Source organism: Flavobacterium pectinovorum (genome assembly GCF_006438875.1).
In the GTDB taxonomy this organism is placed as follows: Bacteria; Bacteroidota; Bacteroidia; order Flavobacteriales; family Flavobacteriaceae; genus Flavobacterium; species Flavobacterium pectinovorum_A.
This window is the reverse complement of sequence record NZ_RCZH01000001.1, coordinates 385742-402327: the sequence shown is the minus strand read 5'-3', so window position 1 is coordinate 402327 and position 16586 is coordinate 385742. Positions and strand designations below refer to the sequence as shown.

The following is a 16586-nucleotide window of genomic DNA, read 5'->3' as shown; positions in this document are numbered from 1 at the left end:
ATTTAATTTTAATAACACTGAGCTATGAAAAAAAAAATACTTCTATTTTTTATTATTGTGACTTCTGTCCAAGGTTTTGCACAAATTTACATTGGTGCTAATACTCCTGTTTATGTTAAGAATCAAGTTTTGTATGTAACTCAGAATATGAACCTGGCTACGAATTCAAATCTTTACTTAAGAAATAATTCCCAGTTAGTACAAGGTACAACAGGTACCACTAATAATACAGGAACAGGGATTGTATCAGTGTATCAGGAAGGAACCTCAGATAACTTTGATTACAATTATTGGTGCTCACCGGTTGGAAATCCTATAATTTCAGCAGGTAATACAAATTTTGGAATTTCATTACTTAATCGTCCCACGTCTTCAACTGCTGTAATTCCTGCTACTGCACTTCCACTCTCAAATTATGATGGAACAGCAAATCCTTTGGCAATAGCTTCTTACTGGATTTATAAATTAACGAATGCCAATAACTACTCGCAATGGGTTCAGGTTGGCAATGCTACCACAATTGCGCCGGGAGAAGGTTTTACAATGAAAGGAACAAGTGGTTCAGATACTACAGATCCGGAAGGTACCGGAATCGTAAACAATCCCGGAACTGGTAAACAACGATATGATTTTAGGGGAAAACCAAATGATGGTAATATAACCGTAAATGTTGGTGCAAATAATGCAACCTTAACAGGTAATCCATACCCGTCAGCGTTACATCTTAATGCTTTTCTTTTAGACCCAACAAACACTGCAGCAACTGGTATTGCGTATTTTTGGCAACAGGACAAAACTGTAAACTCTCATTATCTGTCTGCATATCGAGGAGGATACGCTGCATATTCACCCATTAGTCTGGGATCTACCGGTATCTATACAGCTGCAACATTTAAATCATACAACAGCGACGGAACTGTAAACGGCAATCCTCCAACTGGGACAAGTCCGGTTGTAGCACGAAAATACCTTCCAATAGGTCAGGGATTTTTAATTAGTGGTGCTTCAAATGGAACAGTGACCTTTAGAAATTCACACCGCATTTTTTATAAAGAAGACAATAGTTTATCACAATTTGAAAAACCGGCAAAAAATTTAAGCGCCAAAACAAATGGTACTTTGAACAATCAGGATTATCCTCCGCCTCCGCCTCCTCTTGTTCCTTTTTTCAAACTTAACGTCATAATTAACAATGAATTTACAAGACAGCTTGCATTAGCCTTCGTTTCTGAAGCAACAGATGGTGTTGACAGAGGTATTGATGCCAAAAATATGGATGGAAACCTGCCTAGCGACATTTCTTTCTGGATTGAAAACGGAAATTATGTAATTCAAGGAGTTAATTTCGATTTATCTAAAAAAATTCCGTTGGCGGTAAACGCAACTGCAAATACAACTTTTAAATTTTTTATACCTGAAATTGTAGATTTTGATGATTCACAGCCAATTTATATCTACGACGCACTTGATATGTCCTATCATGATATTAAAAACGGCACTTATGAAGTTTCAGTTACTCCCGGAACCTTTACCGAACGTTTTAAAATAAGTTTTACGAGCCAGACATTGGGAATAAAGGAGGAAAACAAAACAAACTTTCTTATTTCTCAGGATAATAAAAATCAGGTTTTAACAGCGTCGAATCCAAATAATGAAATAATAAAATCCTTCGTGCTTTATGATATTCTTGGAAGAACAATTCTTTCAAAAAATAATTTAGGAACTGATCAGAATTTCACTTTTTCAACCTCAGGATTAAGTTCCGGAGTTTATATCGCAACATTTCTAACATCAGATAATGAAAAAGTTGTTCAAAAAGTAATTATTTCAAATTCCGGAAAATAGCCTCTTCATATAATTAGAATAAGTACCAAAATTAAAAAAATCCACTATAATTAATTATTAGAAATTATGACAAAAAAATATACCTCCCAAAATCATAAAACAATAAYAATCCTGTTTCTTTTCTTTTCGTCATTTTTTGGAAATGCCCAAATAGGAATTGGAACGGTAACGCCAAATGCAAGTTCTGTTTTAGATATAACTTCTACAACCCAAGGTTTGCTTCCGCCTCGTATGACGACTTTACAAAGAAATGCAATTGCTACACCTGCTGACGGATTGATTGTATATGATACAGATTTAAAATTGTTATACAGCTATGTATCCACAACATCATCGTGGATACCTATAGGTGGTGCAGTTCCGCGATTAAATTTTAAACGCATCAGATCTATTGACAATTTAGCGACTGTATTGGCTACTGAATTAGCCGCTGGTGGTGGCAGTAAATATGTTTTGAGTTCTAATACTTTATATGAAATTAATGGACAGGTGGTATTTAATTTTCCAATTGATCTGAATAATGCCTATTTGGTTGGTCAGGACGCTAATGAGGATATTATTGTTAAATCATCCGGATTTCTTTTTGACGGAACCACAGGCGGCAGTGTTAGGAATCTTACTATTACGGCGCCTGGTGCTACCGTTTTTAATCTGAGTTCTGCAGCTTCAACGTCTACTTTTTTGCTTAGGGATTGTGTCATTGCCAATTCTGCCAGTGTAGGTACGATAGCAGGTTATGGGTTAGTTTTTATGAGTATAGTCAATTTTTCAGGAAATACAAATGGTATCACTTATTCTAATATCGGTCAGTTATTGTTAAGTAACCAGGCGTGGTTCAGCAATAATAGTGGAACTTACGAAAAATTCACCGGAACATTCACTCTGATCGAAAAACAAGGAGGATTCTCTAATGTTAATACCGGAGCATATGGTTTGGATGTTTCTACAGCAGGACTTAATATAACGGGAGATGCTGTTTTAGAATCTGTTGTTTTTACTGGTCCCACTCCGGCTAATTATGTTAAACCATATGCAACTCCATCAGCAACTACATTCACAGGTTATAATTTTAATACCAGCTGGACCGTTAGGGCTGCAGGTATACCAACTGAAACAGATGCAAATGCTGTTGGGGATTTTTCAATGGATTATGCTGTTAATACCGGTCTTGGAGTAACGTTAAACAATGCAACTCCAAGTGATATTGTCAAAGTTGGAGTGAGCACTGGTACAGCTCCTACAACAGTATATTCAAATTTATTCAGATTTGCGACAGAAACTGGCACAGCCGGCTACAATAGATTAAAATACGTTGGAAAAAAGAAAAGAATCTTTCAAATAACGGGTTCAATTTCATTTCAGGTTCCTGGCACAGGAGTATTTATAGCTTATATCACTAAAAATGGCGTTCCCATAACACAATACAAAATTTATGGAAGAGGAGCTGCTGTTAATGATATTATAGTTCTTCCTTTGCATGCAACAGCAGAATTAACCACTAACGATTATATAGAAGTAGCATTGCAACGCAACTCCGGAGCTACTGGTACTCTTGTAGTTCCCAATATTGCAATAACTATAAAATAGTCTAATCGCCTTAATTTTGGCAGTACCATCATTAGTACAATAAAGAAAACTTTTGCTTAACTGCCTCATTGTGATCTGCGGGTCACACCTGCGAATTTTGGAAAGATTATGTTTATTATGACACCCGTTTTATACATAAGTATTTGGCGGGTTTCATAAATAAATCGTGTTTATTACCTTGCTGAGTTATCTGTCCTTTGTCAAATTATAATCTTTTAATTTAATTACATCCTAATATTATATCCTGATTGCGGGCAATTCTAATTTGTGAATTCTTATTCACAGTTGGTTTATGGTCGTTTAGTGCGGCAACGAAAATAAGAAGTTATTTCCACAAAAAAATTAACTGTTACTATAGCTGTATTCCCTGAACTTCACACAACTGCATTGTATGCAGTATTTTGCAGGAGCAATTGTTGCCTGTCAATTTAGATTAAATAAAAAAACATTTGCCTTTCGACAAATGTTTTTAAATTTTAATCTGGATTTGGAATTAATAGAGCACTTTTTTGGTTTGGGTGTGATTATTATCTAAAACAACCTTAACCACTAAAATCTGATTTGATTTTAAATTATCGATAGTCAGTTTAGAATTTCCTACCGAATCTTTTCTGTAAACCAGATTACCTGATAGATCATAAACATAAACCTTTGACATCTTTTGGTCGAAGCTATCAACATTAATAGCTCTGTTTACTGCAATTATTGAAATGTTATCCGTTTTATTTGTCGCATTATCAGCAAGGACAACATTTTGATTCGTTGCCGACTGCTGCACTCTTGCAGGCGATGGGCTAATTTTTACCGATATTGGAAATGAATACGTACAGAACTCATTCGCAAGGTACATAGTACCATTAAATAGTCCCGCCTGAGCATTAGCTGATATATCAATTGGAAATGTATTTGAGCCACTTGTTGACGAAAATGCGTATGCAGTACTACCCTGATCTGCTAACGAAGCAGCATTTGCTGTGGCATCCCAATCAATATAAAAACTGGTAGGGCTACCGGTAGTAGACACATATCGTATTGGTGTAGTTTGAGCGCTCGTACTTGTATAAACCGGATCAACTTGTGAACTAAAAGGCTGAACAATTGATGGTTTCTGCCCAACAACCAGAGTAAAAACCGAACCAACGCTACTAACTCCATCAGCATTTTTTACCGTCAATGTACCAGTATAAGTTCCTAAGGATAATTCTGAGGTATTTACATCAATAATTATAGGACTGGCTGGTAATGGCGCATCTGTAACTGCTATAAGACCATCTGGTGTTGGTGTGGAATTCCAAACAATACTATAGGTTTCCGGAGATCCGGTTGTCGCTGTATAAGATATTGAGCTGGAAAGTTCTCCTGAAAAAAAACCACTTGGAACACAAATATTTTCTGCTGTTGCTGATAAGGTGATTGTTGGTAATGGGCTGATTTTTACTGATATTGCAAATGAATAGGTACACAAATTATTTACAAGATACATCGTACCATTAAACACACCTGCCTGAGCATTTGCAGATATCTGAATTGGAAAAGTATTTGCACCTGGAGTTGATGTAAATGCAAATGGTGTACTGCTCTGATCTGCCAATGACGCAGCATTTGCTGTTGCATCCCAATCAATATAAAAGCTTGTAGGACTACCTGTCGTAGACGAATATCTTATAAGTGTGGATTGCGCACTTGTACTGGTATAAACAGCATTAACCTGTGAATTAAAAGGTTGAACAATTGATGGCGTTTCCCCTATAGTTACCGTAAAAACAGAACCCGGACTGCTCACTCCGCCGCCTGCGTTTTTTACAGTTAATGTTCCCGTGTAAGTTCCAAATGCTGTTCCGGCCGGAATAGCAATACTAATTGGACTCGCTGGTAATGGTGCATCTGTAACCGCTACAAGACTATTTGTTGGAGTCGGATTCCAAACAATACTGTACGACACAGGAGATCCGGTTGTTGCCGTATAAGATAATGCAGTCGAATGTGCCGTATTGATTTGGCTAGGTCTTAAACAAAGACTCACTGCTGTGGTTGCTAACGCTATAGTTGGTAAAGGAGTTACAGTTACTGTTGTTGGTGTAGAATTTTCAACACCACAAGTACTAGCACTCTGAACAACCGCTCTAAATTGAGTTGTAGCTGTCAGTGGTCCAGATGTATAGGTAGTAGCTGTATTGGCTATGTCTGTCCAGTTAGTAAACGGACTTATTGCAGATTGCCACTTAACAACAAATCCCGTATGTCCCGATAGTGTTAGTAACCCACTTGTGCTTCCGTAATTAATTGTTGTACCACCGCTCACAGTTCCTCCCACAGTTGCGGGTGCTATAAAAATGTTGGTGCTATTAATAGCTGTGATATTAGAAACACATGTACCAGCAGTAATTTTAGTAATAGTTATAGTACTTGGTCCTACGGTAGTTAAACCCGTAGCAGTAAAAGTTCCTGTTCCATAAGTAGTAACACTCAAATTTGCGGTTAAACCCGTAGCACTTGGACTGGTTCTGTCATAAGTTACAATATAATTACCAACAGGTAATGCCGGTGAAGTTACCGTTACAGGAGACGTTGAACCGCTCGAAGAACAAATATTTAATGACGATATACTTGATAAAGTAAAAGTTGGACAAGTGTATGAAATAATTACCTTTCCAGCACCTCCCGCACCTCCAACCTGAGCAGTGCCCAATGCCGAATTTATTGCACCACTGCCCGCACCTCCTGGAGCTGCGCCCGGGTTTCCGGGTGCTGTACCCAAAAGTAAGCTGGCAACTGCTGCGCCTCCGGCCCCTCCTGAATTTGCTCCTGAACCTCCTGCGCCTGATGAAAGGAGAAGTGATAATAGCGACCATGAACAACCATTACCTCCGTTAGCACCTGCAATTTTTGTAGTTCCTGCTGAGGCTGCAACAGTACCGCCAATTCCGCCAACCGGGTTACCGCCTGCATCATTTGCAGCTCCTCCGGACCCTCCGGCTGCTAATATTGAAGACTGATAACCTGCAATAGTAGAACTGCTTCCTGCACTTCCATTAGCGGTAGTTCCGGATGTAGTACCTGCAACGATTACATTCAGGGTTTCTCCCGGAGTAACTGTTAATACTTTACTTGCATAAGCACCTCCTCCACCGCCGGCTGCGCCTCGCCCAAACAATAATCCTGCACCACTTGCGCCACCACCCGAGCCACCACCGCCCCAAGCCTGAACGCTAATACTGGTAATACCGGCAGGGACCACAAACGTGCCATTGCCAGTAAATGTCGTGGTGCTCTGCGACCACGAGAAAGCAACAAAAAAAACGAATAACATAGATAATTTTAGTTTCATAGCATTAAATTTTACGTATTAAAAAAATCAGTGAATTATTTGGATAGTGATATTGAGAAATGGAATCTCTAATTTGACTACCCCTTAAATCAAGCAGTAGTACTTAATAAAAACAACCTGTCACCTTAAATAAATTTCAAATGCAATCGAATTATCAGGATTTTTTTTTTAAGATTAAGGAGTACAACAAGGAACATAATTTGAAGGTTCGGAATTTTGGCGATACAACCTTTCGATGCATCGGCATAATCATCCTTATTAGAAAAAGGAAGTGTTTGCACTACTTTTTCAGTTGTCTGGCGAGTAATCTCAGTTGCAGGTTCAGTTTGGGCAAATAATAGTTACCCTCCAATTAGGCTTAGAATTATAAAAGAGAAATCTTCATGCTTTTCATTTTAAATTAAAAATTTGAAACCTCAATTTTTTTTTTAACAATAAATCAAAAGTCATGGATACTGTTTTTTCAACATTTTTACAGTATAATATTACAAATGTCAAAATATAAAGAATATATTTACAGAAAAAACCACAATATTTGGTTTCATTTTATAAAATGAAACCAAATAGCTACAATATACTAATCAAATTGTTAGTTTATTCTTTTCGGCATATTTTAAAAAAATATATAAATTTAAAATATAGATGTTACACAATTCCCAGGAGATAGATTTAGAGAATCATTTTATTTATTGGATAAGTGAACATTATTATTTTTGACACAATCAAAAAAAGCTTTCCTCAACTACATTCTCCTCACAATTCCCTGAATGCAATTGAAGCATCCTTCCTTCGATCATTTTGGTAAAATCTCCAGTCATTGTTTTTTGTCTTGGCGGAAAGTCTTTGAATGACATAAATGTTTTTCCATCAAATCTATTATAGGGCGAAACACCCAAATTTTATGTTCTGCAAGCTTGCGGGTAATATCATAATCAGTTCGAAGTTCGCAAGGATCAGTTCTATCCTGTAAAGAATGCCTACTTTAAGTTTTTTAAAACTTTTTTCAGCAAATTAGTAAAGGTTTCAAATTCGTCGGTATTGAGTTGAGACGAAAATTGTTTGGTAATATTAGCACGAAAATTTTCGGAATTATCTATGATGAATTTGCCTTTTTCAGTTATTAATAATTTAAAAGAGCGACGATCCATTGGATTTTGACTTTGTTTTGCCAGACCATTTTTAATTATAAATTTCAATTGTTTAGAAATTGCCGCCTGGCTAACATTAAAGGCTATGGCAAGATCCTTGCCTGTAATATCTTTTTTTCTGTAAATAAAATCAATAATATTATAATGTGAAGCCGTTATTCCACTGCTATTTCCTTTGTTCATATTTGCCAGAATAAAGCATTGGAAATCTGTAAAAACGTTAAAAAAATCTTTTTCAGTTTTATTCATAATAAATTAATACTTAACTTAGTTAATCATTTTTCAAAGTTAAACTAAAGTTATTTATGAAAAGTATTGTAATAACAAATGCGCGACAAAATAATCTTAAGAATATATCCTTAAATATTCCCAAACATAAAATTACTGTCTTTACAGGAGTTTCGGGTTCAGGAAAATCTTCCCTTGTTTTTGAAACCATAGGAGCCGAAGCTCAACGACAGATTAATGAAACACAAAATAGTTTTCTACGCAATAGATTACAGCATTTTGGAATTCCTGATGTCGATAAAATAGAAAATCTGAATGTTCCAATTATTATCAACCAAAAAAGATTGGGCGGAAATGCACGATCTACAGTTGGTACAGCGACGGATATATATGCATCATTACGACTTCTTTTTTCACGCATTGGTGAACCATTTGTTGGATATTCGAATGTTTTTTCATTCAATAATCCACAGGGAATGTGTGCAAATTGCGAAGGTTTAGGCTTTATACAAAGTGTCAATATTAATGTGCTGATCGATAAAAATAAATCATTAAATGAAGGCGCTATAAAATTCCCAACCTTTCAGCCTGGTGGTTGGCGCTTAACAAGATACACGTTATCCGGATATTTTGATAATGATAAAAAACTGAAAGATTACACTACTCCCGAATGGGAAACATTACTTTATGCAACAGAACACAAACCTAAAAAACCAAGCAGGGAATGGGGAAAAACGGTGAGCTATGAAGGTCTGGTTCCCAGAATTGAAAAAGCCTTTTTAAAAAAGGATTCAAAAGAAAACCTAACAAGAAAAAAAGACCTTCAGGAGATCATCAGAACCAAGGAATGTCCGGTGTGTAATGGAAAAAGATTAAATGATAAAATCCTGTCCTGCAAGATAAATGATAAAAACATTGCTGAATGCACAGCACTTTCTGTTGATGAACTTCTTGATTTTATTCGCCAAATAAAAACTAAATCTTATGAAGTAATATTAAATGAACTTACAAAAAAATTAGAAAACATCATAAACATTGGATTGCAATATTTAACCTTAGACCGGCGAACAGATACGCTATCGGGAGGAGAATCACAACGGATAAAAATGGTTAGAAACCTGGGCAACAGTTTGGTCGATTTACTTTATGTGTTTGATGAGCCAAGTATTGGACTTCATCCAAGAGATTTGCAAAATATTTCTTCGATCATTCAACAAATAAAGGATAAAGGAAACACAGTTTTAATAGTTGAACATGACCCTGATTTAATTAAGATTGCAGATTGGGTAGTTGATATGGGACCAGGATCAGGGAAAAATGGCGGAGAAATTATTTTTGAAGGCACATTTAAGGATCTCAAAAAGTCAGAAGGAAAAACAGGATTGTATTTTGCCAAGATACCTGTTATGAACAATGCACCGCAAATTGCCGAAGGATATTTGGAAATTAAGAATGCTGTTATGCATAATCTTAATAATGTTAGTGTTAAAATTCCGAAACATATAATGACAGTCGTAACAGGAATTGCAGGTTCAGGAAAAAGTACACTAATTGGTAAAGTGCTTCCTGATTGGTATAAAAATGTAACTGTAATTGACCAATCTTTATTTACAGCAAGTTTCAGATCAAATTTACTGACTTATCTTAGTCTGTCTGATACCGTAAGAAAATTGTTTGCAAAAGCCAATAACGTTTCTGATAAATTATTTAGCAGTAATAGTGAAGGTGGCTGCAAAAACTGTAAAGGATCTGGAATTGAGAGAATTGATTTGGCTTTTATGGATGATATAGAGCAAATTTGCGAAGTATGCAATGGCTCTGGATTTGATCCCAAAGTGCTGCAATATACGTATAACAAAAAAAATATTGTAGAGGTAATGAATATGACTATTACAGAAGCTTATCCCTTTTTTAATGATAAAATATTCACTGAAAATTTCAATGTTTTAATCGAACTTGGCTTAGATTATTTAACCTTAGGACAACGATTGAGCAGCTTTTCCGGTGGCGAAAGGCAACGGTTAAAATTAACTAAAGAGCTAAATAATGCCAATAAAGTTCTCATTTTAGATGAACCCACTACCGGATTGCATCCAAGTGACACACAAAAGCTGCTTTTGTTTTGCAACAAATTACTACAAAAAAATAATACCTTAATTATAGTTGAACATAATCTTGATGTTATTGCTCAGGCAGATTGGATTATCGACATTGGACCCGGGGCAGGAAAATATGGTGGAAATATTATTTTTGAAGGAACAGTCGAAGAACTTCTGAAAAGTAAAAAATCTTATACTGCTGAATACGTTAAAAAGCACTTGAAATTATAACAAAAGTATGGATCATTTTACTACTTCTTTAAATTTTAGTATTTTTGATACATGTTTAACGTCTTTCTCCACTATCTTCAAAGTAAAATTAACCTAACAGAAGATGAGATCCGTCTTATTGAATCTGTTAGCATTATTAAGAAGTTAAAAAAACATCAGTTCCTTTTGTCAGAAGCAGAAATTTGTACCCATAGCGGTTTTGTCTGCTCGGGATTTTTACGAAAATACAGTATTGATGATAAAGGAATAGAGCATACTGTTTATTTTGCAACCGAAAATTGGTGGATTTCTGACAGGCAAAGCCTTATGGATGGTACTCCTTCCAAATATTATATTGATGCCATCGAAGATTCTTTTGTCTTATTGATCAGCAAAACTGACTTTGAAAAGCTATCAGAAAAAATACCGCAATTTAAAGATATGGTTAATACGATATTGCAAAGAAGTCTCAATGCCACTCATGAAAGGATTAATACTACCTTGATTGCTACTGCTGAAGAAAAATACATTCAATTTTTAAAATCTTTTCCCAAGATTGCAAATCGTGTTCCAAGACGCATGCTGGCTTCTTATCTAGGTATTACACCAGAAACTTTAAGCCGGATAAGAAAAAATATTTCTACAAAATAGTTTTGATATTAAGGATATCATACATAATCTAACTTGATTTATACTTGACATTTATCAAGACTTTTTGAATCATATATCAATATTTATCCCCTTCTAATACGCCAACTTTGTATTAAAGTTTAGGACAGTATTTCAAAAGTAATTTTAAGTACAGATTATTGCTCTTCCGCAGACACGCAAAACCGTTCATTCGTTGCAGCGCAGTCTGATTTGGCAGAAGCATACATCATCTTCATTTTAAAATAATTTTTGAAATTAGCTTTTATGGCTTTGATTTATTAGTAACAGATTAAAAACATATTACAATGGAATTACATCAAAAAAGTTTGGAAACCCAGCAAGTGCTTGACGGTTTCTTTGAAGGAACAGCTCAAAATAACCCTTTGGCTATTGCCAAATACATAGATGAAAATGTAGATTTTTACATTGCCGAATCTCCTTACATGCCTTGGACAGGAAAGAAAACAGGAAAAAAAGAAGTTATCAAAGCTTTAGAGCAGCTTATAGATGCACATACAATTGGAGAAGATGATTTTGAAATGGATCATGTTTTTATAGATGGTAATGAAGCTGCCGTTTTTGGCAAAGCCGGAAGAAGAGTTAAGGCAACCGGTAAGAAATTTAAAGAACCTTTTTGTATGAGGTTTAGCATAAATAATGGTCTTATTACAAAATTCCTCATGCTTGAAGATTCTCATCAGATAGAAAAAGCATTCAAACAAGACTAAGGTTTCAACATCATTAAACTTTAAATTAAATTTATATAAAAAATAATTTTTCACTAAAACCTTTATAACCAGAGCCTTTATAATTCGTATTATGAGGCTCTTTTTATTTTGCGGACAACCAATAGTCAAGCTAAGCAGAAGTACTAAAAAAATAGCATTCATAGAAATGTCTTTTGGCGAATTATAGTAGAAAAATAGAAGACTTGTATTTTTTATTCTTCAATAAAGGCATTTACATCACTTAAAATTTCTCCTGTTTTGCCATCAATTTTTATTGTTCTGGTTTCTGCCATTGTGGCTATTTGTATTGAATAACAATAACTGGTTATAAAAAATAATCGCTTATATGAAGATCTGTCTATGATTAATGATTTATAGTTATTATCATTAATTAGATCAATTTGCAGCTCTTTTTTGAGCATTGCAATTAAATCTTTTATTGTAAAATCAAATCCTTCGTTATAATTTTTCCAGTTTAGTAAAGTGCCTTTCTCATCATAACTTTTCCAGATACCAATTGGCATTCCATAAAAATAACAAAATTCATTTACCAGTGAATTAGTCGTTTTACTGTAGATAAATACATTCTTAAAACTATGATTTCCAGTAATTAATTCCTTTTTATAATGTTCTTTTTCTTCATATAATTTGACAATAGTATCCTTTACAAAATATTCATAAGTGCTATCTTTTTTGTTATCATTGAATGTTTTTAAATCAAACTTTTCGAGAGATTTTGCATTAAACTTTTCAGGAAAGATTATTTTTTTATCCTTACAGGATAAGAGACAAAACATTATAATGATTATATAAATTGATTTTTTCATTATCATTTTTTATATGAAATATAAATTATTTTGTTTCAGGTGTTATATGATATGTTATCTTGTTTTTTGTACAATAAAATATTCCTCTGTTAAAAGAAACGTTGTCATATTTGGACGGAATTATTGTTTGGTTTTGTGAATTTACCACACCGTATTTTCCAGCTTTTTTTACGATATAAAAATCTTCATTTGGAACTATAACAATTTCCTCAAATAAAAAAGGCAGAATTTGTTTTAAGTCTTTTGTGTACAAACCGTAAAAGTTATTTTCGTCGTGAATTAATAACTGTTCCAAACGTTCGCCTACAAAATCTATATCTACTTCGGCTTCTTTAATACTGATAACAGGCGTTTTATGAAGTATGCTGTCATTTTTTGAGAGATAATACTTTCCTCCTATTTGCTTTGTATGCATCGTTTTAAGTTGATCTTCACTACTTACGTAAGGATTTTTCTCTGTAATCTCTCCGTTAAAAGCTCTAAAAAGCTTCTTACCATTTTTGTATAAGCTATAACTATTATTAGAATCCAGGTCGATACTGTCCACCGCTGCAGTAAACAATTCTTCTCCGTTAAAATCATACACGCTTACAAGAGAATCTTTTTTAGCCGTTAGAATACTTTTTTGACATTTAATAGTATCAAATTCAGTAGGCAGCAGTGTTTTTAAATTAGAATCAAGAAGTCCCCATTTGTTTTTTTCTTTCATCTTATAACCTGAAAATGCAACATTATAAGAGGACTGTCTTTCTTTGATTTCTATCCAACTTATATCCTCATATTTTTTATCTACAAGAGTTTGATTATCGGCATCAATTATTCCAAATAAATTATCGCTTTTACTGATAAAAAATATTCCGTTTTTAGACTCCAAAGAGTCATATACAAACGGAATACCTTCCTTTCCTTTTGAATTAATCGTGCCATATTTATCGTTTCTTTTTACGATGTAATTTTCATTTGTTTTTCCGTTATAAGCAGTTTTATTATCTACAATAGTATTAGAAATAAGCTTACCCTTATAATCGTATTTTTCATATTTAACCTTAGCTGTTTTTTGATCCATATAAGCAATCGTATATCCGGAATCTTTGTCTTCCTCAAAGCGGTTTGTTTGCTTTTCAAATTGGATTTTTTTACTTTTCAGATCATAAACCTTTGCTGAATCAGCACTTTTTATGATAATCGAATTATTATAGGAACTAAAATTCCAGCTCCCTTTTATATCCATTTCAAACTTTGCTACAATTTCTTTTTTACTCGTGACCAACTGTATTGTTTTGTATTCTTTTTTATTGTTTGTACAGATAAACAGATCATTTTTATATTGTTTTAGAAATTCATTTTCTACAAAACTGTTGTCATTATTTGTTTTTCCAAAATTCAGAAATTGAATATCATCATAAATTCCGTTCTCAAAAATTATCGTTCCGTCAAATTTTATTACACCATTTTTTTCGGTACTGTTTTTTGGATTAAATTTAAAATAAGAAGAAGCTTTTTCACAATATTCTTTCGAAGGATAAAACGACATAAAACGATACTCCTCAACAAGGTTTTTTAAAACAGGATATCTAAAATCAGCAGCTTGAAGTTCTTTGTTCATTACGCCAGTATTAGCACCTTCTTTAAAAAAGTAATTATCATTTTTTACTTCATCAAAAGGATGTTCCAGAGTGGATACATTACCCAGACTATCGATTACTGTATCATAATAATACCCTCTTTTGGCAAAAATCCTGTGATTTTTATAATCATCAATAAAATAATAATTAAACTCGCCGTCGATGACTTTATCGTTCTTTAAGTTATAGAAAACTACGGTACCTCTATTTTCATTCTTGCTAATCATGAAATTAGAATTTGCAAACGAAAAAGAATTGCCTTCTAAATTTAACCTTTCGGCCTTGTCATCTTTAATCTTTATTACTCCGCCTTTATAATTTTTTACCTTTTTCTCCGAATTATCTATTTTTGTTTCGTCTTGCGAAAGTTCGGTAACAAAAACAAAACTGGTTCTTGTTTTTGAATTATAATCATATATAGTTGCTTCTTTAATTTTAGGTGGATAAAGCATTTTTCCTTTAGAATTAAAAATGCTTTGTAAACCGTTATCAAAAGCCACAAAAAATAGATCTGAATTATAACCTCCACGCTCCATATTGGCATACTTTACTGGAATAATTTCTTTGCCATTATGATCTATCAACCCCACAAATGAACCTAAAGAAGCAATAAATGTATTTTTTATACCATATCTCAAATTACTATATTTACCTTCCACGACTTCTTTATTATAAAAATCGTCCAGGCCGTACTTTCCTTTTTTTTCAAATACAACTCTATCAAATTCATCTATCTTTTCTAAATCATTTATATTGCTGTATGGATTGGGCTCATCACTAGATTTATATTTCTTATATTTTTGATTTTCAAGAGTTATCAAATCTATTTTACTTCCGTTTCTAAAATACTTGATCGCTTTTTTATTCTTATAACAGGCAACATTTCCAAAATCACCACTTAAATACTCGATATAATCGAATTGCGGCGATACCAATTTATCCTCTTTTTGAACGCCAATAAAACCCCATTTTTGCCCTTTTCTAAGAGTAAAAACACCATTCCAAAGAAACCTGATATCATTATAATCAGCTTCGGCGATAATTTTACCGCTTAAATCCATAAGTCCAAACAGATTGTTTCTCTTAAAAATAATTCCTTCAGGCTTATCATTATCCGGCTCACAAATTTCTTCATCATAAATCAGGTTTATCCATTTTCCGTTATAAAAAGTATTGCCAAATTTATTGATTGAATCATAAACAGGCTCTTTATAATATTTGTCTTTTGAGATATTAAAAATTCCGAATTTATTATCTTTTTTGACGATAGTATATTCACTACCGTAATAAATCCTTCTTACTGTATCCAATGCAAATGGGGCGTTATCTTTAAGATTTATAAGAATTGTAATTGCATTTCCAAAGTTTCTGAAATTAGAATATAAAGGAATATAAGTATCAAATTTATGAGTGTCTATAATCTCATTAGAAGTCAGCTTGTACAGATAATTTTGGTCGTTTTTATGAAAAGGGAGCCATACATTATCATACGAAATATCGTTTTCAATAATGCTTCCGGTTGGGTCAAGAGTATAGTCAAAATCGTCTAAGATTATCTTTTTTGTTCTAATGTCAAATATTTGGTATTTCTTATTCTTCTTTTTCGTTCGTATAAAATTTGGATAATACATCGTATTAAAAGTATCCAAATCCTTAAAAAGTAAATTTCCATTTAAATCAAAAACACTTACAAGGTCGTCAAATGAAAAATCGTTATACTTGTTCATCGTTCCTGACAAAATATAATCTCCATAAAATATACTAGATTTGTTTCCCAACGGGATAATAACTTTACCTGTTTCAATATTTACAAATGCCTCCTGTTTATTTTTATAAACAGGTAAATATTTGAAATAATGCTCTCTATAAGGAATGGAATCATAAACAGGCGGCAAAGTGTATTTTTTTGATTTCTCATTATAAATTCCTTGTGATTTTAATACGTTCGATTTTATATATACTTTGTATAGGGAATCATTTAACCTCACTTTCTTGAAAAAATGATGCTGCATAATATTTTCAAGATGAGACTTGTATAAATTAACATTTGTATTTTCAAGAGTTTTTTTATCCTTTATCTTATTTAAGGTTTGATATGATTGCAAAAAATCTCCTTTTTGATAATAGGCTTCAGCTCGCTCTCTAAGTGCTTGTGTATCTTGAGAAAACACAAATAACGGAAGTAAAATAAATACGAAGAATAGTTTTTTTATCATATACTTTTTGAAAAGAATAAATATTATATTTTTTGAAACATACAAGTCTCTTTATTTATATAGAGCCTTTAAAATCTGAAATGGTTGGGAAGAA

General features: G+C 33.4%; 10 protein-coding genes. 5 read left to right on the top strand and 5 right to left on the bottom strand.

From position 1 onward, the window contains the following. Positions 1 to 24 precede the first annotated feature (24 nt). Together EAH81_RS01585 and EAH81_RS01580 are read left to right on the top strand one after the other, a co-directional pair. The gene (locus tag EAH81_RS01585; protein WP_140503006.1) at positions 25 to 1845 is read left to right on the top strand and encodes a T9SS type A sorting domain-containing protein; all 1821 of its coding nucleotides are present in this window, start codon (positions 25 to 27) and stop codon (positions 1843 to 1845) included. Between the two features lie 66 nt (positions 1846 to 1911). Beyond that, positions 1912 to 3432, top strand: coding sequence for a hypothetical protein (locus EAH81_RS01580; RefSeq protein ID WP_140503004.1), 1521 nt, complete (start codon positions 1912 to 1914; stop codon positions 3430 to 3432). Between the two features lie 493 nt (positions 3433 to 3925). Here EAH81_RS01580 and EAH81_RS01575 read toward each other — a convergent pair whose 3' ends face one another. The 3 genes from EAH81_RS01575 to EAH81_RS01570 all read right to left on the bottom strand — a co-directional run bounded on the left by EAH81_RS01575 (position 3926) and on the right by EAH81_RS01570 (position 8157). Then, entirely contained in the window at positions 3926 to 6760 is a 2835-nt protein-coding gene (locus tag EAH81_RS01575; protein ID WP_140503001.1) for a T9SS sorting signal type C domain-containing protein, read from the bottom strand. Positions 6761 to 7482: 722 nt separating this feature from the next. After that, complete coding sequence (locus tag EAH81_RS28005; protein WP_262711742.1) at positions 7483 to 7614, bottom strand: hypothetical protein; 132 nt, start codon at positions 7612 to 7614, stop codon at positions 7483 to 7485. 123 nt (positions 7615 to 7737) lie between these two features. Continuing rightward, positions 7738 to 8157 carry a MarR family transcriptional regulator gene (locus EAH81_RS01570; protein WP_140502999.1) on the bottom strand — a complete coding sequence of 140 codons (420 nt, stop codon included), beginning with the start codon at positions 8155 to 8157 and terminating at the stop codon, positions 7738 to 7740. 56 nt (positions 8158 to 8213) lie between these two features. On the opposite strand from EAH81_RS01570, the gene EAH81_RS01565 reads away from it, so the two are divergent. From EAH81_RS01565 to EAH81_RS01555, 3 genes are all read left to right on the top strand, one after another. After that, positions 8214 to 10466: an ATP-binding cassette domain-containing protein gene (locus EAH81_RS01565; RefSeq protein WP_140502997.1), complete on the top strand. Its 2253-nt coding sequence runs from the start codon at positions 8214 to 8216 to the stop codon at positions 10464 to 10466. Positions 10467 to 10517: 51 nt separating this feature from the next. Next, positions 10518 to 11096 carry a Crp/Fnr family transcriptional regulator gene (locus EAH81_RS01560; protein ID WP_140502995.1) on the top strand — a complete coding sequence of 193 codons (579 nt, stop codon included), beginning with the start codon at positions 10518 to 10520 and terminating at the stop codon, positions 11094 to 11096. Between the two features lie 305 nt (positions 11097 to 11401). After that, a complete protein-coding gene (locus tag EAH81_RS01555; protein WP_140502993.1) occupies positions 11402 to 11824 on the top strand; it encodes a nuclear transport factor 2 family protein in 423 nt (140 codons plus the stop codon). A 212-nt stretch (positions 11825 to 12036) separates the two neighbouring features. On the opposite strand, the gene EAH81_RS01550 is transcribed toward EAH81_RS01555, so the two are convergent. Continuing rightward, a complete protein-coding gene (locus EAH81_RS01550; protein WP_140502991.1) occupies positions 12037 to 12651 on the bottom strand; it encodes a hypothetical protein in 615 nt (204 codons plus the stop codon). A gap of 25 nt (positions 12652 to 12676) precedes the next feature. Further along, positions 12677 to 16492, bottom strand: coding sequence for a WG repeat-containing protein (locus tag EAH81_RS01545; protein ID WP_140502989.1), 3816 nt, complete (start codon positions 16490 to 16492; stop codon positions 12677 to 12679). Positions 16493 to 16586 lie beyond the last annotated feature (94 nt).